The organism is Vibrio sp. SSH13-20, from assembly GCF_040104475.1.
GTDB classification, from domain to species: Bacteria; Pseudomonadota; Gammaproteobacteria; order Enterobacterales; family Vibrionaceae; genus Vibrio; species Vibrio harveyi.
Genome location: NZ_JBECOU010000012.1, coordinates 18269 through 40153 on the forward strand (window position 1 = coordinate 18269; position 21885 = coordinate 40153).

Genomic DNA, 21885 nt, shown 5'->3' on the forward strand with positions numbered 1-21885 from the left:
ACATTTTGTCTCAGCCGGTTCATTGAGCGTTTAGTCAAAATGTACCTATTCTTTGTGTGGTATATTTTGTCCCACCTCTTCAGGGGCTAGTTTTGTCTCTAGAATATCACTTTTATTAGACACTGTATTTATATCCAGTTCTTTTTGTTCTTCGGGAATTTCGGCACCGTCAGCAAATTCTACATCAGCCGATTCAATATCACTTTCTTCATGAGATTCAGTTGATTGTGTCGTTTCTTCTGCTGGTTCTTCTTCCGTTTTCTCTTTCACCCAATCACGAAGTGTTTCAGCCACCCCTTCAGAAAGCGACTTGAGGTTACTGTAATCATCGTCGTAATCATCCAAACCATCGCGAACGTTAAACTCTTCTGACAAGAACATCTTACGCAGTGCGGCTTTCTTAACGCTCTCTGAAGCCTCAGACACTAATAGCTGCGCTACGGACATCTCTTCAGGATCAGTAGTTTCGTTTGATGCCTGTTGAGATTCAGTCTCTGTCGCAGAAGCCTCAGTAGCTAATGCTTGCGCTTCAGTGCTTAATTCTTCATGAGCTTGTGCGGTTTCTGGTTCAGTAGATTCAACAGACTCCACGACCTTAGCGTCTGTAGGCTCGGTTGTGGTTTCTTCTAATTTACGTTTCGACCAACGGCTAAAAAAACTAGTTGCCATTTGCTCTGCCCGCTCCTTTGCGTTTCTTACGTCTTACTTCTAACAACTCACCGTGGCGCCCAATAAAGGCTTCCATCCAAGCTTGAATGGCTAACGGCATATCATTAGATAATACTAGGTTATCGCCATCCATATATTGCGCAGCGACAGTTTGAGACGCCGTAAGCAACTGAATCGTCGGTGTATCACCAGAGTCGACATTGTCCATAACCAAGAAAAGCTTTGGTTGTTGCGAGCTCAGGTTAAAGCGGTAATCGGTGCGCTCGTCTTTGTGCAATTGCAGCAAGCACACGTGTTGAGTGTCTTCGGTTGGGTTAATTTCAAATCCCGTCAGTTGCCATTGGGTCGTAACCCAAATACCGGTACTGATCTCATGCTCTACAAGATCCACACCTACCGGCCATGAATCTTCATTTTTCTCGAACTGTTTCTTATCCGACATAACTCACCCAGTTTGTTCTATGTTGGCTTTAAGACAGAAAAGGACATTTTGTACTTTGCTTTCAACCATTTTAGCGGTACAAAGCAATAAACGCGCCAGATTAAGCCTTACCTTCGCTAAGCTCATAAGTTCAAAACTAGTAGAAATTCAAATTAGCACCTGTGTCATTGCTGCGATATCGCAGAATTAATCCAGAATCGAAGCAATGCCTCGCAATTTTCCTTATAACAGCTATTTTGGAATGAGAATTGCTTTGTTGTAGCGTTAAGACGAATAGACCCATTAATGAGAGCGTGTATCGGCTCTCTCATTCATTAGGACATGACTGTGGTAAAACCAAACATTATTAAAACCAGTGAAAATCCCCTACAGACCATCGAAGTAGAAGTGTTTGACGAATACGGTGAGAAGCTAACTAAGCAAATCGCCTGTGAGCGCCCTCTTACGGTGATGTTGAACTGGAAGGAAGTCGTTACGCTAATGACGCTTGGCTCTCGCCCTGAAGCGCTTGTGTTGGGTTATTTGAAGAACCAGAGCTTCTTGTCTGATCCTGAAGCGATTGAATCGGTCATTATTGACTGGGAAACGCACTCAGCTGCAGTTATCACCAAAGAAAATACCGAGCATCTAGAAGGCGCGCTGAAGAAGAAGACGGTGACGTCTGGTTGTGGTCAAGGCACTATGTACGGCAACGTGATGAAGCAGCTTGAAGATTACCAAGTCCCACAAGTGCCTTTGAAGCAATCTGAAATCTACGCGGCGCTTGAAGCATTAACGCATTACAACGATACCTACAAAAAAGCGGGCGCTGTGCATGGCTGTGCGGTGTGTAAAGGCAACGAAGTGCTGTCTTTTGTGGAAGATGTTGGTCGTCACAACGCAGTTGATACGCTAGCGGGTGAAATGTGGCTTAATCAAGAAACGGGTGAAGATAAAATTTTCTACACAACGGGGCGCCTTACATCAGAGATGGTGATTAAAGTGGCGCAGATGGGTATCCCTGTTTTACTTTCTCGCTCGGGCGTAACTCAAATGGGTTTGGATCTGGCGAAAAAGTTTGGCATCACTACTATCGCTCGTGCGAAAGGCTTACGTTTCCAAGTCTTCACTGGTGCAGAGAAGATTGATTTTGACGTGAAGGGAAATCAATAACTCATCATTAATTCACCAAATGAGTTAGACTTAAGTCATCATGTGGATTCACAAAGGATGTGAACTATGAACAACGATCAGCTGTGGAATTATCTACTCACCCCAAGCGGCATCATCGTTTCGATGATCATTACCTTCGGGCTCGTTGGGATTTATGCTTATCTAATGAGGCAATTTAAGGATTGAACGCCACAATATAGCGCTAGCAAAGCATTAGCACTAACACAGAATAGACATAAAAAAAGACCTCGCAATGAGGTCTTTTTCTTTATTCGGAAGAAGGATTAGCCTTCGATACCACGAGATTTTAGGAACTCAGAGTAAGTACCTTTAAAGTCTGTGATTTTACCATCGCGGATTTCGATGATACGTGTTGCTAGCGAGTCTACGAATACACGGTCGTGCGATACGAAGAACAGTGTGCCTTTGTACTGCTCTAGTGCCGTGTTCAATGATTCGATCGATTCCATGTCCATGTGGTTGGTTGGTTCGTCCATTAGCAGCATGTTTGGTTTGTGCATCATTAGCTTACCAAGCAGCATACGACCTTGTTCACCACCAGACAGTACTTTTACTGACTTCTTAATGTCATCTTGACCAAACAGCATACGACCTAGGAAACTACGAACCACTTGCTCGTCATCGCCTTCTTGACGCCATTGACCCATCCAATCCGTTAGGTTTAGGTCTTCTTCGAAGTCGTGTGCGTGGTCTTGCGCGTAGTAACCGATGTTCGCGTTTTCAGACCATTTGAACTCACCTGTACGTGGTTCTATTACACCAGCAAGCGTGTTTAGCAAGGTTGTTTTACCCACACCGTTCTCACCGATGATTGCAACGCGCTCACCAACTTCAAAAATCGCATTGAAGTTAGCAAACAGGTCGTCTTCAAAACCTTGGCTTAGGTTTTCAACAATCAGAGCATTACGGAAAAGCTCTTTAGACTGCTCAAAACGGATGAATGGGTTTTGACGGCTAGACGCTTTTACTTCATCCAGTTTGATCTTGTCGATTTGCTTAGCACGAGATGTTGCTTGTTTTGCTTTTGATGCGTTTGCAGAGAAACGCGCAACGAACGTTTGTAGCTCAGCGATTTGTGCTTTCTTCTTCGCGTTGTCGTTTAGTAGACGTTCACGAGCTTGAGAAGCCGCTGTCATGTACTCGTCGTAGTTACCTGGGTAAACACGTAGCTCACCGTAATCCAAGTCAGCCATGTGCGTACATACTGAGTTTAGGAAGTGACGGTCGTGCGAAATGATGATCATTGTGCAGTTACGCGCGTTTAGCGTGTCTTCCAACCAACGGATAGTGTCCATGTCCAAGTTGTTGGTAGGTTCGTCAAGAAGCATAACGTCTGGGTCTGCGAATAGAACCTGCGCTAGAAGCACACGAAGTTTCCAACCCGGTGCAACTTCACTCATTAGACCGAAGTGTTGCTCCATTGGAATACCCACAGCAAGAAGAAGCTCACCCGCTTTCGCTTCTGCCATGTAACCGTCCATTTCCGCGAACTGAACTTCTAGGTCAGCCACTTTCATGCCGTCTTCTTCGCTCATTTCAGCAAGTGAGTAGATGCGGTCACGCTCTTGCTTCACTTCCCATAGCTCTTTATGACCCATGATTACTGTATCGATTACAGTGAATTCTTCGTACGCGAACTGGTCCTGGTTCAGTTTTGCAACGCGCTCGTTTGGATCGTAGCTTACGTTACCACTTGTTTGTTCAAGCTCACCGCTCAGGATTTTCATAAAGGTTGATTTACCACAACCGTTAGCCCCAATTAAGCCGTAGCGGTTACCTTCGCCGAACTTAACTGAGATGTTTTCAAATAGCGGCTTAGCGCCAAATTGTTGAGTAATATTCGCTGTGGAAATCAAAACCTTTACCTTAGCAATTCAAGTTTATTGGGAAAAACCGCGCAACGTTACTGCTTAAGGCTACACACTTCAAGTTTTGTTTTTATTAATTAATGAGAAAAAGCACTGTTTAGCGAACTGATTTTTGAGATTTGGCTAACATAAACCTTGCTAAATTTAAGTGTTCTCACTCTAACCGACTCAAAACTGAGACATAAATCCGTCATGACTAATCATTGACATACCCCATGAAATTGGGTTTATAGTGCGTCCCCTTTTATCAATTCCGTACGTTATTCCTTTATTAAGCGTCAGTCTCTATTAAAGAATCGAAACTAAACGTACGGTCATTGGGTAAAACTCGCATATCGCGATAAAGCAACTACACTAACTCTAACCTTCTAAGTTTTAAGAGAATTTTATGCATTTCATGGCGCGCATTTTAATGCTAGTCGGTCTCGTGCTTTCTTTACCCGCTCACGCTGAGTGGGAGTACGAATTCCAACCTGAGCCTCAAATCTTGCCTGTAGCGCAAGAGATCACTCAGGAGATCAATAAGCTGCCAGAGCCTTTGTTTATGTCTGATCAAGACAAACGTAAGGTCAACCAACTGCTCAATGCAGTAATGAATGAGCAGCGCAAACAGACCCTTATCTTTGATCAACACCTAAAGACATACCGCAATTCTGGTGAAGACAAAGAGTGGTTTGAGACACAATCCAGTTACCTTACGGTTAACAGCCTAGGACAAAGTAAAGAGCGTTTATTAGAGCTTACTGACCCCATCACGCACGATAAACTGACTGGTTTCGGTCCTTATGGTGTCACGCAGTTTAAGCAAGAGTGGCGTCAAACTCAGCTTAACGTCGAGTACTTGGTATTCTTCCAGATTCGTTCTTTCAAATCTCTGATTAAAGAAATTCTGATTTCACCGATTCCGGTTGTTTGGGCTGGCATCAAAGTGTTGTTTATCTATTTCGGTCTGGTCTGGTGGTTAACTAACAGCAAGCGCATCATTACCCTATTCCGCGAAACACAACTAGATAACGTGGCTAAACCGCCAATCTGGGTTCGTTTGATTTGGTATATCAGTCGTGCGCACAGAGCAATTGCTTGGTTGATTGCGATTACGCTTTCTCTTCGGGTGCTATCAGAAATCCCTAGCTTGCAGCATTTGATCATTCTAGAAATCTTCACTTGGTGGGTTCTAGGTGGTTCTATCGCGATTAGCTTTATTCTCGAGTTTACTTATCGCAACAGCCGCAGCACTAGCCAGGAGGTGATTGCCCTACGTCTTTCAACCATTCGTCGTTACGTTTGGAGCGCTATTGTTGCTGGCGTAATTCTACAAATCTCGATTCGTACGCTGGGTAAAGGCACCATCTACTCGTGGATCTACAGCGCGCTGTTCTTCTGGTTTGTATTGGTGACACTGTCGGTATTGCGCCTATGGCGTAAGAAGGTATTTGAAGTCGCGGAGAAGCTCTCTGATCGTCCTGTTTGGGTAAACTGGTCAATCCGTCGTAAAGATACCTTGTTGTTAAGCATCATCGGTACGGCTATTTGTGCTGTGTGGATTATGCTGCACAGCTTTAAACACCGCATTGTCGCAATGTTGTCTAACTACACCATGTTCAGCCAAGCGTTGGCGTACTTGTTCCGTATCGAAGTAGCCAAACAAACGGGTAATAACGGTGGTGATACCAATCTAGTAAGAATCAAAGGCGAGCAAACATTCGAGTATATTCTCCCTGGTAGCGAAGACAGCGAGTTGGTCGAGTATGCCTCTGACGAAATAAAGCAACTGTCTAAATACCTGCTGACAGATAGCCCTGCGGTATGTGTGATTTCTGGTGAACGTGGCGTTGGTACAACGACCTTCCTTCGCACTATCCTGAACAAAGTGAAGAACGCCGAACCGCTTTATCTGAACTGTCCATACGCAGGTTACAGTGAACTACTAAAAGAGCTGGCACTACAACTTGGGTTAGAAGAAGACGCGTCTGAGATTCAGGTTCTTGCGCATTTACGTAAAAGTGATACGCCTTACCTTATCGCAGTTGATAACGCCCAGCGCTTAGTTAAGCCAATGGTAGGCGGTTTAAGCGGTTTGATTAAACTGACTAACCTACTTCGTCGTTCTAAGAAGAACCACCGCGTTGTGATGGCGATTGAGAAAGCAAGCTGGCGTTTCGTCGACCGTGCTCGTGGCGAACGTTTGTTGTTTGACTGGGTGGCGTTTATGCCGCGCTGGAGTGAAAAACAACTGTCTGCGCTGTTTGATACGCGTATTAACCAACAAATTGAGAATCCAGTAACGTTTGATGGTCTTGTCGTACCTAAGCAATGGGACCAAGAAGACATCACGGAAGAAGAACGTGCTAAACAAGGTTTCTACCGTATTCTGTGGCATTACTCTGATGGTAACCCGACAGTGGGCTTGCGCTTTTTCCGCTTGTCTCTGCGTCAAGACAAAGAGACGCAACAAGTGGTGGTTCGATTGTTCCATGCACCAGAGTCTCAAGAACTAGAAAAAATGCCGAAGCCAATGCTGGCAGTGCTGCGCTCAATTGTTCAGCTTGAAGTGGCATCGCCGGAAGAGTTGTCTGAATGTACTCAACTGAGTATTGCGGAAGTTATCGGTACTCTGCGCTACTTCCAAAGCCGCGGCTTTATTGAGTGGAGCGAAGACAAAGCTCGCGTGTCGGATCACTGGTTCCGTCACATAACCAACGTTCTCGACCGTCAACATTTATTGGTGAAATAACGATGAAAAAACTACTCACCGTATTAGCGTTATCGCTATTAAGCACCTCTGCATTAGCGACTGAAGAGATCGCGAGTGTGGATAATATCTCGCAAATCGCTAGCCTAATTCGTTGGAGCGGCGTGTTCTTCTCCATCATTGTGATTGCCTCAACGTGGCTACTGCTTAAGTTCATGAACTCGATGGTAGAGAGCATTGGTAGCCAGTTCGTGCAATACCGCATGGTGCTGCAAAAGCTTCAATCTTTCTTGCAGTTCTTTATCTACTTAACCGCTGGCTCTGTCGTGTTTATGATGAGCTTCCGTATTAACGATCAAATCCTTGCTTTGATTGGTGGTACGTTAGCGGTTTCGGTTGGTTTCGCATTGAAAGACCTAGCCGCATCCTTCATCGCGGGTATGACGGTTATGGTGGATCGCCCGTTCCAAGTTGGTGACCGCGTCACGTTCGAAGGTAACTACGGCGATATCATTGCGATTGGTTTGCGCTCTGTGCGTATGCGCACCCTAACCGATGACATCATTACGATTCCAAACAACAAGTTCTTGAGTGAAGTTGTGGTCAGCGGTAACTATGGTGCACTGGATATGCAGGTGGTGATTCCGTTCTATGTAGGCATGAATGAAGACATTACGTTAGCGCGTGACTTGATTCAGGAAGCGGCGTCTTCAAGTCGTTATATTCACCTACCTAAGCCGGTAACGGTTCTTGTCAAGCAGACCATTACGGATAACTACTTGGCGATTCAGCTAACGTGTAAGGCTTATGTGGTGGATACCGCCTACGAGAAGCTGTTTGAAACCGACATTACTCTACGTGTGATGAAAGAGTTCAAGAAGCACGGTATCAATCCACCGAAGATTGCAGTGCATACGGGTTAATTCTGCGTATTCCTCTCGCGTTTAGAGAAGGACAGATACAAAAAGGGTCAGTGATTACACTGACCCTTTTTCTTTGCGAGTTGGCGAATTGGAATCGCCGGTTAAGCGATATTCGTTACCTCAAGCAGTAGCTCGGCTTTCTTTGGCAGGTAGATACTGAACGTACTGCCTTTGCCCCATTCCGATTCAGCTTTTAGCTCGCCGCCTGTTTGACTAAGAATACTTTGCGAAACAGAAAGCCCTAGCCCAGTACCGTCGCGTTTAGTGGTATAGAATGGCGAGAAGATACGACTCAAGTTTTCTGGCTTGATACCGCAACCTTCGTCAGTGACATGAATCGCGGCACCTTTCAGTTCGCCGTCTTCAATCCAATCTTCACTCACGACGGTTAGCTTGCCTTTGCCGTCCATCGCGTGAATGCCATTCATCTGCAAGTTCACCAGAATCTGCAGCAAGTGGTGGCGGTTGATCTCGACCGAGGTATGGGCTTGTAAATCGGTGACAAAATCGATGTCGCGCTTTTTAGTGCCGGTTTTAACCAGCGTAATACTCTCATCGATAATTGGATTCACGTGCTGCCACGTAATTTCGTCTTGTACACCGCCCTGACGGCTGTATTGCAGTAAGCTGCGAGTGATATTACGAATACGGTCAATTTGAGCGTGAATCGCATCAATCTCTTCCTGAACGCGACTTGCCTCTTCACCTAGCTCAAACTGAATCAATTCAACGTTACCCAGAATCACTGCGGTTGGGTTGTTAATCTCGTGGGCGATCCCAGCAGTCAACTCACCCAGTGCGGCAAGCTTTTCGTTGACGACGAGCTTGTCACGGGTTTGGTTAAGCAGTTGAATATGAAGTTCAAGCTCTTCAGTTTTGTCTTTCAAACTCGCCGTGCGTTGTTGAACTTTACCTTCCAGTTCCATGGCGGAGTTCTTCAGCTCGACTTTACGATCTTCCAAAGCGTCAAGCATGTTATCGAACTGACGCGCTAACTGAGCGAGTTCGTGGTGTTCATCCAGCCCTAATGGACCAATGCGCTTTTCTTTACCCAACTGGACAAGCTTCACGACTTTGTAGATGCGCTCGATTGGACGGAATAGATCACGAGAACCGCGATACACCATCACGCCAGAAACTAAGAGCAGCATTAAGGTAATCAAGCTGATCTCAACGATATTGGTCATGTAAGCTTTTACGAATGGCCACATCAAGTAACCGGTGTAGAGCATACCAATGACATTGTCGTACTGGTCTTTGATTGGTTGATAAGCAGTGATGTACCAAGCATCGTAAACAAACGCGCGATCGACCCATTGCTCACCTTCCGCCAATACCTTGTTGTATACCTCTGAACTCACCCGCGTACCGATAGCGCGACCTAAACGTTGGTCACTGTCTAAGGGAACGTTAGTACTAACACGAAGATCATCCAAAAATACCGTCAGAGTCCCCACGGGACGGAGGGTGTCGTTATCACTCAAATAGATAAGATCACGAATTTGATCGACCAATACCGTGCTGTTGTTAAGCAGCAAACCGCCATCTAAGAAGCCAATTAAGTCGTTCTGTTGGCTGTAAACTGGGATCACAGTTCGGCTCACCAAGCCACGCGCTTCCACTCCACCAGTCTTTAGAATCGGTACTTCAGCACGTTTGGCGAGTTCAGGGTCTAGCTTTTCCAGTTCCTTTCTGTCGAGAACATCGAAGAAAGATTCGCGCTTAGTTAAATCCATAAAGCGGAATTTGTTTTCCATCGAATTAACACGTTGGAAGGACAAAAAGTCCAAACCGTAACGTTTCTTCTGCGCCGTCACCCACTTTTGCAACTCTGCTTGTGGGACATTTTGGTTCACTCTGGTACGGAAGTCATAAGAGTCCGCGAACGATTTGACGTAGTTCGCCTGCTTTTGTTGCAGCAGCGTAATGCTGTTATTAGCGACACCCAAACGCTCCGATACGTCTAACAACGCGTTTTGCCACGTATAGTGAATCGACCAATAGATCGTAATGCCAATAAGGGCTATTAGCGTTAGAAAGATTGGCGCAGATGTCAAAATCAACAGTCGATAACGCACCATGGTTTTGAATCGGTACGTCCATTTAGACAATCCTTTGTGTTGCTGCCAACTACTACTCGGCATAATCCTCGTCCTCAGAATCCCACTCTTTGTATTTGCGCTCTAGCGTTTTTCGTGCCACTCCTAAATCTCGAGCCGCCGCCGACTTGTTGCCTTCGTGCAAATTAACCAACTGCTGGATATGCGCTTTTTCCACTTCTTTTAGTGTCCAAGTGTTTGGATAGCCTTCACCAGAGAACTCTTTGCCCTCTTTGAAGGTTGGCAATTCTTCACTGTGTGACACGGTAATGGAGACATTAGGTAAAGCATGACCGCCATTGAGTTCACGCCAGTGATGCGCAGGCGGTTTACCTAACAAAATACAACGCTCGATGAGGTTTTTAAGTTCGCGAATGTTACCTGGCCATTCGTACTCACTCATCGCTTCCATATCTTCATGCGCCCACTTCGGTGCTTGCATACCCAGCTCACTGGTCAGCATATTGCTGAAATATGGAACCAGTTCAAACAAGTCTGTTTTACGCTCACGTAGAGGGGCAACTTCAATCTTCAGCACGTTCAAACGGTAGTAAAGGTCGCTACGGAAGTTACCTTTGTTGACCTCTTCTTGCAGGTTGCGGTTGGTCGCCGCGACAATACGAACATCAATGCTGATTTCACGCTCAGAACCAACCGGGCGAATGGTGCGCTGCTCTAACACGCGTAGCAGTGACGCTTGCATGGACAAAGGCATCTCACCGATTTCATCAAGGAATAATGTGCCGCCATTGGCTACGCGGAAAAGACCCTCGCGAGATTTCTTAGCGCCAGTAAAAGCCCCTGAGGTATGACCGAATAACTCACTCTCTAAAAGCTCTGGTGCAATCGCGCCACAGTTAAGTGGGACGAATGGACCTGTTCGACCGCTTGCTTGGTGAATGCCTCTCGCTACCAACTCTTTACCGGTGCCCGACTCACCTTCCACTAGGACAGATGCGCGAGACGGCGCAAATTGAGTGATCAGTTGTTTGAGCTGGCGAGTTTTTTCCGAACCGCCAATAATCTCTGAGGTGTTGTGACGCTGATAGTCACGCTTCATCGCGTATTGCATGCGTTCGTTCAAACGGCGATCCATACAACGACTGACCGCTTTCAGCATCTGTTCTAGGTTAAACGGCTTGAGGATAAAGTCCGATGCACCAAGCTGAAGGGCTCGAATCGCAATTTCCAAATCCGCGTAGCCTGTCATAAAGATGACATCCGCGCGTTTATCGTCATCTTCAAACGCCTCTTCCCATTCAATCCCTGAACGCCCCGGCAGGTTGATATCCAACAGAATCAAATCGTAGTGGCGTGAGTTACGTAGCTCTTCCGCTTCTTCAATGCTGCCCGCTGTATCGACTTGAGAAAACAGCTTGCCCAGAGCCTTTTTAAGGATGGCTTGCATACCGAGTTCATCATCAACGACCAGTACTGAAAAAGCGTTGTATTGTTGGTTTGTACTAATATGGGATTGAGTAGACATATTTACCCCAGTTGGATTTGAATGGGACAGAGTGTACCAAGTTTAAACAGAGATACCCTACAAAAAGTGCGACATTTTGTACCAACGCAAATTTTTATGCAAATAAGTCCATGAATTAGCGCATAAATCAAACATTTTGAGCTTGTAAAATGTTGGCATCTTGTTTGCTATATGGAGTGTCCAAGTGGTCTCAGGATGCGGGAGACATCAACGCGTAATCATCGCTTCTCGCTCCCTCACCCTAAGGTGACTTGTGATATGAGCGCGCTATGACGCTCTGGCGACTTCTTTAGTAACCCAAGACTTTAGAAGCCAAAGAATCATTGGAAAGGAAACAACTAAAATGAAAAAAATTGCGCTGACTCTAGCTGCAACGTCAATCACTCTTGTAAGCTACTCTGCTTTTTCAGCTCAAGATGGCGAACACATTCGCCTGGCAACAACAACAAGTACTTACCACTCTGGCTTACTGGACTACCTACTTCCTCAATTTGAAAAAGACACTGGCTACAAAGTGGATATCATCGCGGCGGGCACTGGTAAAGCGCTGAAGATGGGTGAAAACGGCGACGTTGATTTGGTAATGACACACGCTCCTAAAGCAGAAGGTGTGTTTGTTGAGAATGGCTACGGCGTCCTTCCACGTAAACTGATGTACAACGACTTCGTTATCGTTGGTCCTAAGTCTGACCCAGCACAAGTGAAAGACGATGCATCCGTACTCGACGTGTTCAAAGAGATCGCAAACAAAGATGCAACTTTCATCTCTCGTGGCGATGATTCTGGTACACACAAAAAAGAATTGGGCATTTGGGCGCAAACTAAGATGGAACCAAACTTTGGTGGCTACCGCAGCGTAGGCCAAGGTATGGGTCCTACTCTGAATATGGCTTCAGAGATGCAAGGCTACACCATGACTGACCGTGGTACATGGTTGGCTTACCAAAACAAATTGGATCTTGCGATTCTATTCCAAGGCGACGAAAAACTATTTAACCCATACCAAGTGATTTTGGTTAACCCAGAGCGTTACCCAACCATCAACTACCAAGGTGCGAAGGCGTTCAGTGACTGGTTAGTAAATCCGCACGGTCAAGAGCTGATCAACAGCTTCCGTCTGAATGGTAAACAATTGTTCGTTGCGAATGCTGAGACCAAATAACGCAATATGAATCTTGCTGATACAACACTAGAAGCCTTGCGCTTACTGGTGAATTTTGATGCAGACCTATGGGAGATCGTTGCGGTCTCCTTTAGTGTTTCTATTACGGCAATATCTTTGGTGGTATTGCCGTCTATTTTGATGTCCTTTGTCCTCGCCTACACCGACTTTCGTGGTAAGTGGTTCTTGCTGTCCATTGTGAACACCTTACAGGCCGTGCCAACGGTCGTAATCGGTTTGCTGCTCTACATGCTGCTATCGAGAGCGGGACCTTTAGGTGATTGGCAAATGCTGTTTACGCAAAAAGCCATGATCTTAGGACAAATGATCGTCTGTTTTCCGGTTCTGGTTTCTATGATGCACGGTGCGCTTCAATCGAGTGACCGTCGCGCGGTTGAAACGGCGATTACGTTAGGAGCGTCAATACCTCGTATCGCTGCTACTATGATCTGGGAGACACGTTTTCCTTTATTGGCGGCTATCATTGCGGGATTCTCACGAATCGTCACAGAGGTAGGTTGTTCAATGATGGTTGGTGGCAACATTATGGGCGTAACCCGTAATATTCCGACTGCCATTGCTATGGAAAGTAGTAAAGGTGCTTTTGCGCAAGGAGTTGCATTAGGAATTGTATTACTATCGTTAGCGTTAGCGCTCAACTTCCTCTTATCGAGCATGAGAGGCAAAGGCTATCTAAGAACATGAAGCAAGCAATCGACTCGCCATCGACCCAATGTAAGGGTGAATTATGACTATAAAAATTACCGCCGAGCAATTGTCCATGCGCTTTAAAGAGCGTGTGCTTTTCCACATCCCTGAATTAGCCATTGGTCCAAACGACGCGATTTACCTAAAAGGTGACAATGGCGTTGGTAAAACCACCTTACTTAAGATCCTTGCAGGTTTGCTCAAGCCTTCAACGGGTAAAGTGGTGGCACCGAAAGATACTTGGTTGAAGAAGTGGACGCGTCGCAATGGTCGTGTTGACGTGATTTATCTCCATCAGTCTCCTTACCTTTTTGACGGCACTGTGTATGAAAACGTCGTTTATGGAGTTAAATATCAACAAGACACGGCAAAAGATAAGCGAGCTCAAGTTATTAGTGCGCTGCGCATGGTAGGGTTAGAAACCTTAGCCGACGAACACATCTCTGTATTGTCCGGCGGTGAAAAGCAACGCGTAGCAATGGCACGAGCTTGGATTTTAAAACCATCGATTTTGTTGATGGACGAACCAAGTGCCTCTCTCGACCAAGAGTCGATTGAACGTCTGGTTATCATGGCAAAAGATCTGCTTGATCGTGGCTCTAGTATTGTTGTGACTAGCCACCAAGCGAACGCGTTGACGGATTTATGTAAAAAACAGTGGTGGATTAAAGACAAGACTTTGATAGAGTCTCCACTCTTGTATGTCATACCAAAAGAAACATCCCAAGAGAACGCATATGCTTCAGCCAACACAAACTAGTTGGGTCATTTTGGCTGGTGGTCAAGCCAGCCGTATGGGTGGAAAAGACAAAGGTCTGATCGAACTGAATCAGAAGCCACTCATCGAACACGTTATCGAACGTTTATCTCCGCAAACACCGCGCATTCTAATCAATGCGAACCGAAACCAAGACGCCTACCGTGCGTTTGGTTTCGTCTTCAGCGATCAATTTAAAGATTTCCCAGGTCCGATGGGCGGTATCCACGCGGGCTTGGTTCATGCAGAAACCGATTGGGTTGGCTTCGTCCCTTGCGACAGCCCACAAATCAACACTGATCTTGTTGAACGTTTTTGCAATGCAGTAAAAGAAGACACCGATATTTTGGTTGCTCATGATGGCGACCACCAGCAGCCTGTCTTCACGCTTTACCACAAGCGCGTACTGCCAAAGCTGACCGCGTTTTTAGAACGTGGCGATCGTAAGATCATCCTACTCTACAAAGAGTGCAACACCAGTTACGTTGACTTTAGCGACTCACCAAACTGTTTCGTCAACTTAAATACGCCTGAAGAATTGGCGCAATTTGGACAACTTGAATCATGAAACACACGCTAAACATCCCTATTCTTGGTTTTGCTGCCTACTCTGGTACCGGCAAAACTACGCTACTTGAAGCATTACTACCAAAGTTGACCGAAGCAGGTTTACGCATCGGTATGCTAAAGCACGCACACCATAACTTCGATGTCGACCAACCGGGCAAAGACAGCCATCGCCTACGTAAAGCGGGCGCATCGCAAATGCTGATCTCTTCTCGTAACCGCTTCGCACTGATGACAGAAACACCAGAATCAGAATCGGAGTTTGATTACCTACTGACGCGATTCGATGAAGAGAAGCTAGATGTGGTTTTGGTGGAAGGCTGCAAAAACATTGCCTTTCCTAAGATCGAATTGCACCGAGAAGAAGTCGGCAAGCCTTGGCTTCATCCAAACGATGAAAACATCATCGCGATTGCTTCAGACAGCGGCGAACTGGATTCTGAGCTGCCACAAATGAACATCAACGATCTTGAGGCGATTGCCCAGTTCGTTATTCAGTATGTTCAAGAAGCGAAAGCACCAAAGAGTAAAGAGAAAGAAGCCGCTTGCTGCGATACCCTTTCTCCAGCTTTCCTTTCTGTCGCTCAAGGCCAAGAAAAGATCCTATCTTTGGTGAACACAGTTGCTGAAACCGAAGCGTGCAAGATTGAAAATGCATATGGTCGTGTGCTAGCAGACCACGTGGTGTCACCAGTTAACGTGCCGCAATACACCAACTCAGCGATGGATGGTTACGCTATTCGCGGTGATGACATCGAGCGCGACAACTACCAAGTGGTTGCTGAAGTGATGGCGGGTCACGCTTACGATCAACCTCTGGAAGTTGGTCAAGCGGTTAAGATCATGACGGGCGCCCCAACACCTATCAATGGTGATACCGTTGTTATGCGTGAACAGGCAACACAGGATGGCGATACAGTCACGTTCAATGGTGCAAGCATCAAAACCGGTCAAAACGTTCGCCAAGCGGGTGAAGACTTAGCAATTGGTAGCGATGTGTTTACCGCAGGCACTCGCCTAGCCTCCCCTGAGATGGGCATGATTGCTTCTCTTGGCTTTGGTGAAGCCAATGTGTTCCGCAAGTTGAAAGTTGCAGTGTTCTCTACCGGTGACGAAGTGCAAGCGCCAGGTACAGATCAGAAAGCGAATTCAATCTACGATTCAAACCGTTTCACTATCATGGGCATGTTAGAGAAACTTGGCTGTGAAATTTTGGATTTCGGTATTCTAGAAGACAACGAGCAGTTGATGATTGAAGCGCTCGAAAATGCTTCTGCGCAAGCCGACGTAGTGATGACTTCTGGCGGCGTATCCGTTGGCGATGCAGATTACATTAAGCTGGCATTGGATAAGCTCGGTCAAATTGATTTCTGGCGTATCAACATGCGTCCTGGTCGTCCGCTTGCGTTCGGTCAAATCAACGATAAACCTTTCTTTGGTTTGCCGGGGAACCCTGTTGCCGTGATGGTTTCATTCATCAACTTTGTTGAGCCTGCGCTGCGTAAGATGCAAGGTGAGCAAGGCTGGAAGCCACTCAAAGTCAGTGCCATTGCCACAGAAAACCTCCGTTCTCGCCAAGGTCGTACCGAGTTTAGTCGCGGTATCTACGAACTAGACGAAACAGGTCGTCTAACGGTCCGCACAACGGGTAAACAAGGCTCTGGTATCTTGCGCTCAATGAGCGAGGCAAACTGCCTGATCGAAATCTCCCCTGCTGTTGATATAGTAAAAACGGGAGAAAGCGTGACAATTATCCCACTTCAAGGCAGAATCTAGCCCAACTAAAAATGAGAAGGTCAGCACGTCTGACCTTTTTATTGATGACAGAAAAACTTTTCAGAGAGACAGCTATGGCTCGCACCATTCTTTACACTTACAAAGACCAAGACAAAGAACTGACGTTCTCGTACCAGCAACACCGCAACATTCAAGAAGCGGTTGCAGAAGCAGAAGGTATCGACATCACTGAGTTCCTAAAGATGGAGCAACAAATCGAAGCAGTGTCTGACACTAAAGCAGTGCGCAACTACCGTGATAACTACTTCAGAAAATTAGGCTTTAGCAAAATCACCCTAGCTCAAAAAGAAAACTTGGGTGTAGGCAAAAAGAACAAATAAGCCAAGCTACACAGATCAAAACAAAAACTCGCGATTCGTCGCGAGTTTTTTTATACCTATTCTTTTTGTTCGTACTCTATAAGTAAAAAGCCCCGTTTCACCTTAAAGGAAAACGAGGCTTTCAATATAGGTCTTATGTATTTTCGCTTACCGAAAACTCAGACGATTATTTGATGTTTAGGAACGCAGCACCACGTACGCCACCTGAATCACCATGTTTTGCTTTGATGATCTTTGGACATTTCGCGACAGAAAGCAGGTACTTAGGAATACGTTTTGGCATCTCTTCGTAAATCAGTTCGAAGTTAGATAGACCACCACCTAGTACAACAACGTGTGGGTCAGTCGCAGTAAACAGGTTCGCAAAGCAGATTGCGAGAAGCTCCATAAAACGCTCAACGTGCTCAACCGCTTTTGCTTCACCTTCTGCGTGTGACTTAATGATATCGATCGCTTTCTTCTCTTCGCCATAGTAATGCGCATAAAGAAGCTCGAAACCACGACCAGACAGGTAGCTGTCTAGACAACCTTTCTTTTCGCAACCACAACCTAGTAGAGGCGCGTTTTCGCCTAGGTGGAACCAAGCGTCGATAGGAAGACGTGTATGACCTACCTCACCCGCAACGTGGTTACGGCCAGAGAACACTTTACCTTCGTAGATAAAGCCGCCGCCAAAACCCGTACCAAGGATCAAACCTAGTACAGATGGTTCGTCTTGAAGGTCTTCATCCCATGCTTCAGAAAGCGCGAAACAGTTTGCATCGTTTTCGATTTTTACGCTGCGACCGATTTTAGCTTCCAGATCCGCACGAAGTGGTTTGCCTTTTGCGGCAGGTACGTTAACCGTTAGTACGGTTGCGTCATCCGCATCTTCCATGCCAGGAAGACCAAGACCAATCGTACCTTCACAACCAAATTCCGCATCGTATTTGTTAACCAGACCTGCGATGGTTTCTACCAGCAAATCGTAGTTGTCTGTTGGTGTTGGTACACGTTCAGTTGCTACACGCTCAAGTTTTTCGTTAAACGCACCAAACTCGATTTTAGTGCCACCGACATCAAAGCCGTAATACATGCAATTCTCTCCTAAAATGCTCAAACGACTCCCAAAATATGCTGGAGTCAAAAAGATAAACTTTAGGCATTATCCATATCTGTACGCCTGCAAACCGTGACGGAATGCAGATTTATCCCCTCGTTGAAGCCAGTTGAACAACAAGCCATCAACAAAAGTTCATTCCTTAGAGTTAGCTCTCGATTTTAGCCCACTCTTTGAAACGTTTCAGATGCGGGCGAGACCAGTCGGTTTTTACTCGAGTTTTCGTCAGCATGTAGGTTTCACGGAAGGCTTCAAACCACAACTGCAGACACTCAGACGCTTGCTCTTCACCTGCCTGTTTGAATACTAACGTCGCCACTTCTGCCGTTGATAAGTGTTGCTCGTTATCTGAGCGACGCATAATGTATTCAGACAGTGATTCCGGCTCAATAGAAAGCACAGGCAAAGATTTAAGAAACTCTGAACGGCGGAAGATCTTACGTGCCTCACGCCAACTACCATCAATGAAGATCATTAGCCACTTTTTATCCGAGCCATCGGATGTCTTCAAACGCTCTGGATTTAAACCGTCCAACAAACGTTCAGGCTCATCCACGTAATCTGCTGGGAAGACAACCACAGGTTGATAAGCATCGTTCTCTAGCAATGCCAACATCTCTTCAGAAGGTTCGGTACGATTCCATTGATACACGTAGGTCTCTTGAATCGTATCAGCAATAAGACGCCCAGTATTACTTGGCTTAAACACTTCGTTTTCCGATACGATCAGCATACAGGCAATATTGGATTCAATGTTCGGCTGAATCTCGCACAAACAATATTGTTCAGAAACCTGACAATAAGGACAGCGAACCACTTTACAACCGCGAGCGTTAAACGGCTTCGTTGAGATAGATTGACGGTGCTGGTATAAACGATGGAAAGCGTGGATTCTCATGGATAGAAAGTGCCAGTTGTTAGGGTCTTCATAAAGTAGAGCGCGATTCTACTTGCATAGAGGGTTAGTCTCAAGAAATGCTGATAAACGGACGGACATTCACATTCCTTTCTTCTCGTTGAAAGATACGGTGGAGTGTTAAGGTCTTAACAAATAAGCGAATCAAACAAGGAAATTAGTGTGCCCGAAACTGCATTTAACGACCCTTCTTGGCTACGACTCAGCATCTTCATTGGTGTTTTGTTGCTGTGCACCTTGTGGGAAAACAAGCGACCGAGAAAGCAGCTGACTGTCGACCGTTCATTTCGCTGGTTTAACAACCTCACATTGGTCGCACTAAATAGTGTCGTTATTGCCATAGTTATGCCGATTGCAGCCTTTCAAGCGGCCATCATCGCTTATGAAAACCATTGGGGCCTACTCAATGCTCTTGCCTTCCCGACTTGGTTAAATGTGCTGATAACCGTTGTGCTACTCGATCTCATCATCTACCTGCAGCATTTAGTCTTCCATCGAGTTAAACCGCTATGGAAGCTTCACCGCATGCATCATGCTGACTTGGATATCGATGTCACAACCGGGACACGATTCCACCCGATAGAAATCATTCTCTCTATGGTGGTAAAAATCGCCGCTGTGTTTACTTTAGGCGTCTCTCCTATTGGCATCGTTGTGTTTGAAATCGTATTGAATGCCAGCGCCATGTTTAACCATAGCAATGCAAAGCTGCCACTGCCTTGGGACGCGACGTTACGTAAGTTGGTTGTGACACCAGACATGCATCGCGTTCACCACTCCGTCATCGTGCGCGAGACACATTCAAACTTTGGCTTCTTCTTGTCTATCTGGGATCGCTTGTTTGGCACATATCGAGCTCAACCGGAGTTAGGACATGATGATGTTGTGATTGGTGTTCCAGAGATTCGCGACAAAGACGAGCAAAGATTAGATAAACTGATTACCCAGCCATTTCGTTACAAAGAAAAGTCTTCCTCATGAGCCGCTCAATGAAAGTGAATGTGTTTGGAAAAGTCATGCTTGCGGAATGCAAAGATGGGGTTTGGACGCTTTATATCGATTCAGAAACATCGATAAAGCGCCCAATCAGAGATTTGGTAGTGCCGCCATTTCTAGAAGAAGATGAGTTGCTGACCTACCTCGATGATATGTATCACGAACATGCAACCGCTACTCACCCCAGTGTATTTAGGATTGAATAGAAATCTTTAGGCTTTAATCAAATTACGTTTCTTGTTTGATTGAGTGACGCCGACAAACAAGCCGATAATCCCCAGAATAATCGATGAGATGGCGAGTACACTCACGTCTTGTTGTTTATTTATTGCTGCGTATACAAATGCAATACCAAAAAAGATGGCACCAAAGCTAAAGCCTGATAGCGCAGCAAAATTACCGAAGCTCGCCAGCTCCTTAAAGTTATCCATAACACTTCCCTGTTGAAAAATAAGTAATGTCAAAAAGTTAACGGAATATCTGACGAGAGTGACGATTCTTTTGCGAATTCCACAACCAAATTGATACCCCAATAGAAAATCCTAATAGCAACGTTTGCCATTGCAGTTGTCCACTGCTCTCGAAGATACCCAATCCATAGTGTGCATACGAGTTAAAGCCTACGCTGCTTAACATAATCAATAAAACTAAAACCAGCCCGGTCCGTCGATGCTTGATCAACAAATACACGGCAAGCAAATCTAGGAGACCCAAAGCACTCCAATACATGTTTAACCAGCCTGGGGCAAAATCGTAAGGCAAAAAGCCATCGACAATATTGTCGTAAAGGTGAATAACGCCACCTACTGTCAGGCAAAGGCATAGGAGAAACACTACGAATTTATCCATTATCGTTTCCTTTCCTTATCTGAATGAATGCGCAAAGCATATAGAAGTCAGCTAAACAATTGTAATTTCATGACCATTTTTGAGACCGACAGAGCCTTTAAACAGTACGTGAGGGGTACGAAAGAATAACAATGGCACTTCTTCCTTATGAATTCGCTCCTGATAAAAGCATAGCGTTTTGCTCGGAAGTTCGCTGAGTTGTAAAAGTTCGGTCTCTTTGTAAGGCATAAAATCCTCTTTTGATTCTTTCCAATCACCAAATTCTTGATTGGGCGACCAGAAAATCACGGTATTGGTTTTATCAAAGCCAAGCTCCCTCACATCAAACCGAAACCAACGACCTAGCGTTGTCGTCTCGACGAATAAACTCACGAACTTGCTCTAAAGCATGTTGAAAAACAGGGTGCGCACGAAAAGAAATGTCTTCTGTCACCTTATGCCAAAAGAATTCAAAATCATGCCCACCATCATCTTGAGTGTGGAAGACCCACTGTTCCGGCAACGCTTCACATTCACACAAAATGAAATGCCAAATCTGCTCTTGAAACCCACTCTCCCAAGCCCCTAAGTAGGTTGTTTGATTGACCAGTTCAATCCCCGACTCTTCTGCCAACTCTCTTTTTGCCGCACTTAAGAAGTCGTAATCGAGGGGTTCAACAGTGCCTTTCACCAACTGAACGCCTGCAAGAGGATGTTTGAAAAGAAGAATCTCGTTATTTTGGTCTCTTAATACCACTGGACATACTTTATCGACCAAAGAGTACCTCCTCGCTCTGAAGGCATATTTGTTTCGCTTCTACTGGAAAGAGAGGAAGCACGGCTAGCTCAGTAAAACTCACCCATCTCAGAATATATTGATTGGAAACCGTTTGCCTTTGTTGCTCGGGACCTTTACCTAGCGTTGGGGTAGCTGAGCCGATATGTGATAAGAAGTAATGCTCCTGTCGACCTTGATTTTGATTCTGAAACACAAATTTGAGCGATGTCAGTTCTATAGAGGTCTCTTCTAGAGCTTCGCGTTTCGCCGCTTCAGAAAGACTTTCTCCATCCTCTACACTACCGCCTGGAAACACCCAATAGTGTCTATCGCCCCTCACTCGTTCAATCAATAAAACCTCTCGGTGATCGTTTATTAATATCAAACTTGCTCGCTCTGGCATTTATCGCACTCCCTATATTTAACGGAATATTCTAACAACCCTGAGTTGACAACAAAGCATTAACAAATGCTAATGGCACATTACTCCCGTATCGTTAATCAATTTGCGATTTAGGTCACTCACTCTTGGAGTCGAAAATTAAAAAGGCAGAGCGATTGCCCTGCCTTTGGTCGTATAGGAAGTTCGGTTGCTCTTACCTAAT

The 21885-nt window shown here is 45.6% G+C and carries 23 protein-coding genes; 11 read left to right on the top strand and 12 right to left on the bottom strand.

Features of this window, described 5'->3' with window-relative positions:
- Positions 1-45: 45 nt before the first annotated feature.
- Together ABMY42_RS24115 and ABMY42_RS24120 are read right to left on the bottom strand one after the other, a co-directional pair.
- On the bottom strand, positions 46-669 hold the full coding sequence (locus ABMY42_RS24115) for a DUF3306 domain-containing protein (protein WP_274876880.1): 624 nt from the start codon (positions 667-669) through the stop codon (positions 46-48).
- Positions 659-1111, bottom strand: a complete 453-nt coding sequence (locus tag ABMY42_RS24120) for a DUF3305 domain-containing protein (RefSeq protein WP_005441569.1) — start codon at positions 1109-1111, stop codon at positions 659-661. The genes ABMY42_RS24115 and ABMY42_RS24120 overlap by 11 nt, the downstream gene beginning before the upstream one ends.
- A 327-nt stretch (positions 1112-1438) precedes the next feature.
- Here ABMY42_RS24120 and ABMY42_RS24125 point away from each other — a divergent pair, with 327 nt between their 5' ends.
- Complete coding sequence (locus tag ABMY42_RS24125; RefSeq protein WP_005427802.1) at positions 1439-2263, top strand: formate dehydrogenase accessory sulfurtransferase FdhD; 825 nt, start codon at positions 1439-1441, stop codon at positions 2261-2263.
- 284 nt (positions 2264-2547) lie between these two features.
- On the opposite strand, the gene ABMY42_RS24130 is transcribed toward ABMY42_RS24125, so the two are convergent.
- Positions 2548-4140, bottom strand: a complete 1593-nt coding sequence (locus ABMY42_RS24130) for an ABC-F family ATPase (protein ID WP_050903728.1) — start codon at positions 4138-4140, stop codon at positions 2548-2550.
- Between the two features lie 400 nt (positions 4141-4540).
- On the opposite strand from ABMY42_RS24130, the gene ABMY42_RS24135 reads away from it, so the two are divergent.
- Positions 4541-6886, top strand: coding sequence for an ATP-binding protein (locus ABMY42_RS24135; RefSeq protein WP_349266870.1), 2346 nt, complete (start codon positions 4541-4543; stop codon positions 6884-6886).
- A 2-nt stretch (positions 6887-6888) separates the two neighbouring features.
- Positions 6889-7767 carry a mechanosensitive ion channel domain-containing protein gene (locus ABMY42_RS24140; protein WP_005427576.1) on the top strand — a complete coding sequence of 293 codons (879 nt, stop codon included), beginning with the start codon at positions 6889-6891 and terminating at the stop codon, positions 7765-7767.
- A 101-nt stretch (positions 7768-7868) separates the two neighbouring features.
- Here ABMY42_RS24140 and ABMY42_RS24145 read toward each other — a convergent pair whose 3' ends face one another.
- Together ABMY42_RS24145 and ABMY42_RS24150 are read right to left on the bottom strand one after the other, a co-directional pair.
- The gene (locus tag ABMY42_RS24145; RefSeq protein ID WP_005445818.1) at positions 7869-9911 is read right to left on the bottom strand and encodes a cache domain-containing protein; all 2043 of its coding nucleotides are present in this window, start codon (positions 9909-9911) and stop codon (positions 7869-7871) included.
- Positions 9901-11352: a sigma-54 dependent transcriptional regulator gene (locus ABMY42_RS24150; protein ID WP_005445819.1), complete on the bottom strand. Its 1452-nt coding sequence runs from the start codon at positions 11350-11352 to the stop codon at positions 9901-9903. Before ABMY42_RS24150 ends, ABMY42_RS24145 begins: the two co-directional genes overlap by 11 nt.
- 343 nt (positions 11353-11695) lie before the next feature.
- Here ABMY42_RS24150 and ABMY42_RS24155 point away from each other — a divergent pair, with 343 nt between their 5' ends.
- From ABMY42_RS24155 to ABMY42_RS24180, 6 genes are all read left to right on the top strand, one after another.
- The gene (locus ABMY42_RS24155; RefSeq protein ID WP_005445821.1) at positions 11696-12514 is read left to right on the top strand and encodes a substrate-binding domain-containing protein; all 819 of its coding nucleotides are present in this window, start codon (positions 11696-11698) and stop codon (positions 12512-12514) included.
- A 6-nt stretch (positions 12515-12520) separates the two neighbouring features.
- The gene (locus tag ABMY42_RS24160; protein ID WP_005445822.1) at positions 12521-13219 is read left to right on the top strand and encodes an ABC transporter permease; all 699 of its coding nucleotides are present in this window, start codon (positions 12521-12523) and stop codon (positions 13217-13219) included.
- Positions 13220-13262: 43 nt separating this feature from the next.
- Positions 13263-13982, top strand: a complete 720-nt coding sequence (locus ABMY42_RS24165; protein WP_005445824.1) for an energy-coupling factor ABC transporter ATP-binding protein — start codon at positions 13263-13265, stop codon at positions 13980-13982.
- Entirely contained in the window at positions 13960-14547 is a 588-nt protein-coding gene (gene mobA, locus ABMY42_RS24170) for a molybdenum cofactor guanylyltransferase MobA (protein WP_005441549.1), read from the top strand. The genes ABMY42_RS24165 and mobA overlap by 23 nt, the downstream gene beginning before the upstream one ends.
- On the top strand, positions 14544-16322 hold the full coding sequence (locus tag ABMY42_RS24175; protein WP_349266871.1) for a bifunctional molybdopterin-guanine dinucleotide biosynthesis adaptor protein MobB/molybdopterin molybdotransferase MoeA: 1779 nt from the start codon (positions 14544-14546) through the stop codon (positions 16320-16322). The genes mobA and ABMY42_RS24175 overlap by 4 nt, the downstream gene beginning before the upstream one ends.
- Before the next feature lie 74 nt (positions 16323-16396).
- Positions 16397-16663: a DUF2960 domain-containing protein gene (locus ABMY42_RS24180; protein ID WP_005377584.1), complete on the top strand. Its 267-nt coding sequence runs from the start codon at positions 16397-16399 to the stop codon at positions 16661-16663.
- 166 nt (positions 16664-16829) lie between these two features.
- Here the strand turns inward: ABMY42_RS24180 and nagK are convergent, their stop codons facing one another.
- Together nagK and ABMY42_RS24190 are read right to left on the bottom strand one after the other, a co-directional pair.
- Positions 16830-17738, bottom strand: a complete 909-nt coding sequence (gene nagK, locus ABMY42_RS24185; protein WP_005445828.1) for an N-acetylglucosamine kinase — start codon at positions 17736-17738, stop codon at positions 16830-16832.
- 172 nt (positions 17739-17910) lie between these two features.
- Positions 17911-18660, bottom strand: coding sequence for a tRNA-uridine aminocarboxypropyltransferase (locus ABMY42_RS24190; protein WP_009697774.1), 750 nt, complete (start codon positions 18658-18660; stop codon positions 17911-17913).
- Between the two features lie 180 nt (positions 18661-18840).
- On the opposite strand from ABMY42_RS24190, the gene ABMY42_RS24195 reads away from it, so the two are divergent.
- Positions 18841-19659 (top strand): sterol desaturase family protein, encoded by an 819-nt coding sequence (locus ABMY42_RS24195; RefSeq protein WP_009697773.1) that lies wholly within the window; start codon positions 18841-18843, stop codon positions 19657-19659.
- Positions 19656-19880 (top strand): hypothetical protein, encoded by a 225-nt coding sequence (locus ABMY42_RS24200; protein ID WP_049536023.1) that lies wholly within the window; start codon positions 19656-19658, stop codon positions 19878-19880. The genes ABMY42_RS24195 and ABMY42_RS24200 overlap by 4 nt, the downstream gene beginning before the upstream one ends.
- A gap of 6 nt (positions 19881-19886) precedes the next feature.
- On the opposite strand, the gene ABMY42_RS24205 is transcribed toward ABMY42_RS24200, so the two are convergent.
- The 5 genes from ABMY42_RS24205 to ABMY42_RS24225 are packed head-to-tail and all read right to left on the bottom strand — an operon-like array spanning position 19887 to position 21683.
- Positions 19887-20105, bottom strand: coding sequence for a hypothetical protein (locus ABMY42_RS24205; RefSeq protein ID WP_349266872.1), 219 nt, complete (start codon positions 20103-20105; stop codon positions 19887-19889).
- Positions 20106-20142: 37 nt separating this feature from the next.
- A complete protein-coding gene (locus ABMY42_RS24210; RefSeq protein ID WP_005445835.1) occupies positions 20143-20523 on the bottom strand; it encodes a hypothetical protein in 381 nt (126 codons plus the stop codon).
- 51 nt (positions 20524-20574) lie between these two features.
- Positions 20575-20895, bottom strand: coding sequence for a hypothetical protein (locus ABMY42_RS24215; protein WP_100224511.1), 321 nt, complete (start codon positions 20893-20895; stop codon positions 20575-20577).
- Positions 20846-21280 (bottom strand): NUDIX domain-containing protein, encoded by a 435-nt coding sequence (locus ABMY42_RS24220; RefSeq protein WP_050908090.1) that lies wholly within the window; start codon positions 21278-21280, stop codon positions 20846-20848. The genes ABMY42_RS24215 and ABMY42_RS24220 overlap by 50 nt, the downstream gene beginning before the upstream one ends.
- The gene (locus ABMY42_RS24225; RefSeq protein WP_349266873.1) at positions 21270-21683 is read right to left on the bottom strand and encodes an NUDIX domain-containing protein; all 414 of its coding nucleotides are present in this window, start codon (positions 21681-21683) and stop codon (positions 21270-21272) included. Before ABMY42_RS24225 ends, ABMY42_RS24220 begins: the two co-directional genes overlap by 11 nt.
- Positions 21684-21885: the final 202 nt, after the last annotated feature.

Bases quoted from the DNA above. Each gene is read 5' to 3' on its own strand.
- ABMY42_RS24115 (WP_274876880.1), bottom strand. From the start codon at position 669: ATGGCAACTAGTTTTTTTAGCCGTTGGTCGAAACGTAAATTAGAAGAA.
- ABMY42_RS24120 (WP_005441569.1), bottom strand. From the start codon at position 1,111: ATGTCGGATAAGAAACAGTTCGAGAAAAATGAAGATTCATGGCCGGTA.
- ABMY42_RS24135 (WP_349266870.1), top strand. From the start codon at position 4,541: ATGCATTTCATGGCGCGCATTTTAATGCTAGTCGGTCTCGTGCTTTCT.
- ABMY42_RS24140 (WP_005427576.1), top strand. From the start codon at position 6,889: ATGAAAAAACTACTCACCGTATTAGCGTTATCGCTATTAAGCACCTCT.
- ABMY42_RS24145 (WP_005445818.1), bottom strand. From the start codon at position 9,911: ATGCCGAGTAGTAGTTGGCAGCAACACAAAGGATTGTCTAAATGGACG.
- ABMY42_RS24150 (WP_005445819.1), bottom strand. From the start codon at position 11,352: ATGTCTACTCAATCCCATATTAGTACAAACCAACAATACAACGCTTTT.
- ABMY42_RS24155 (WP_005445821.1), top strand. From the start codon at position 11,696: ATGAAAAAAATTGCGCTGACTCTAGCTGCAACGTCAATCACTCTTGTA.
- ABMY42_RS24160 (WP_005445822.1), top strand. From the start codon at position 12,521: ATGAATCTTGCTGATACAACACTAGAAGCCTTGCGCTTACTGGTGAAT.
- ABMY42_RS24165 (WP_005445824.1), top strand. From the start codon at position 13,263: ATGACTATAAAAATTACCGCCGAGCAATTGTCCATGCGCTTTAAAGAG.
- mobA (WP_005441549.1), top strand. From the start codon at position 13,960: ATGCTTCAGCCAACACAAACTAGTTGGGTCATTTTGGCTGGTGGTCAA.
- ABMY42_RS24175 (WP_349266871.1), top strand. From the start codon at position 14,544: ATGAAACACACGCTAAACATCCCTATTCTTGGTTTTGCTGCCTACTCT.
- ABMY42_RS24180 (WP_005377584.1), top strand. From the start codon at position 16,397: ATGGCTCGCACCATTCTTTACACTTACAAAGACCAAGACAAAGAACTG.
- nagK (WP_005445828.1), bottom strand. From the start codon at position 17,738: ATGTATTACGGCTTTGATGTCGGTGGCACTAAAATCGAGTTTGGTGCG.
- ABMY42_RS24190 (WP_009697774.1), bottom strand. From the start codon at position 18,660: ATGAGAATCCACGCTTTCCATCGTTTATACCAGCACCGTCAATCTATC.
- ABMY42_RS24200 (WP_049536023.1), top strand. From the start codon at position 19,656: ATGAGCCGCTCAATGAAAGTGAATGTGTTTGGAAAAGTCATGCTTGCG.
- ABMY42_RS24205 (WP_349266872.1), bottom strand. From the start codon at position 20,105: ATGGATAACTTTAAGGAGCTGGCGAGCTTCGGTAATTTTGCTGCGCTA.
- ABMY42_RS24210 (WP_005445835.1), bottom strand. From the start codon at position 20,523: ATGGATAAATTCGTAGTGTTTCTCCTATGCCTTTGCCTGACAGTAGGT.
- ABMY42_RS24225 (WP_349266873.1), bottom strand. From the start codon at position 21,683: ATGCCAGAGCGAGCAAGTTTGATATTAATAAACGATCACCGAGAGGTT.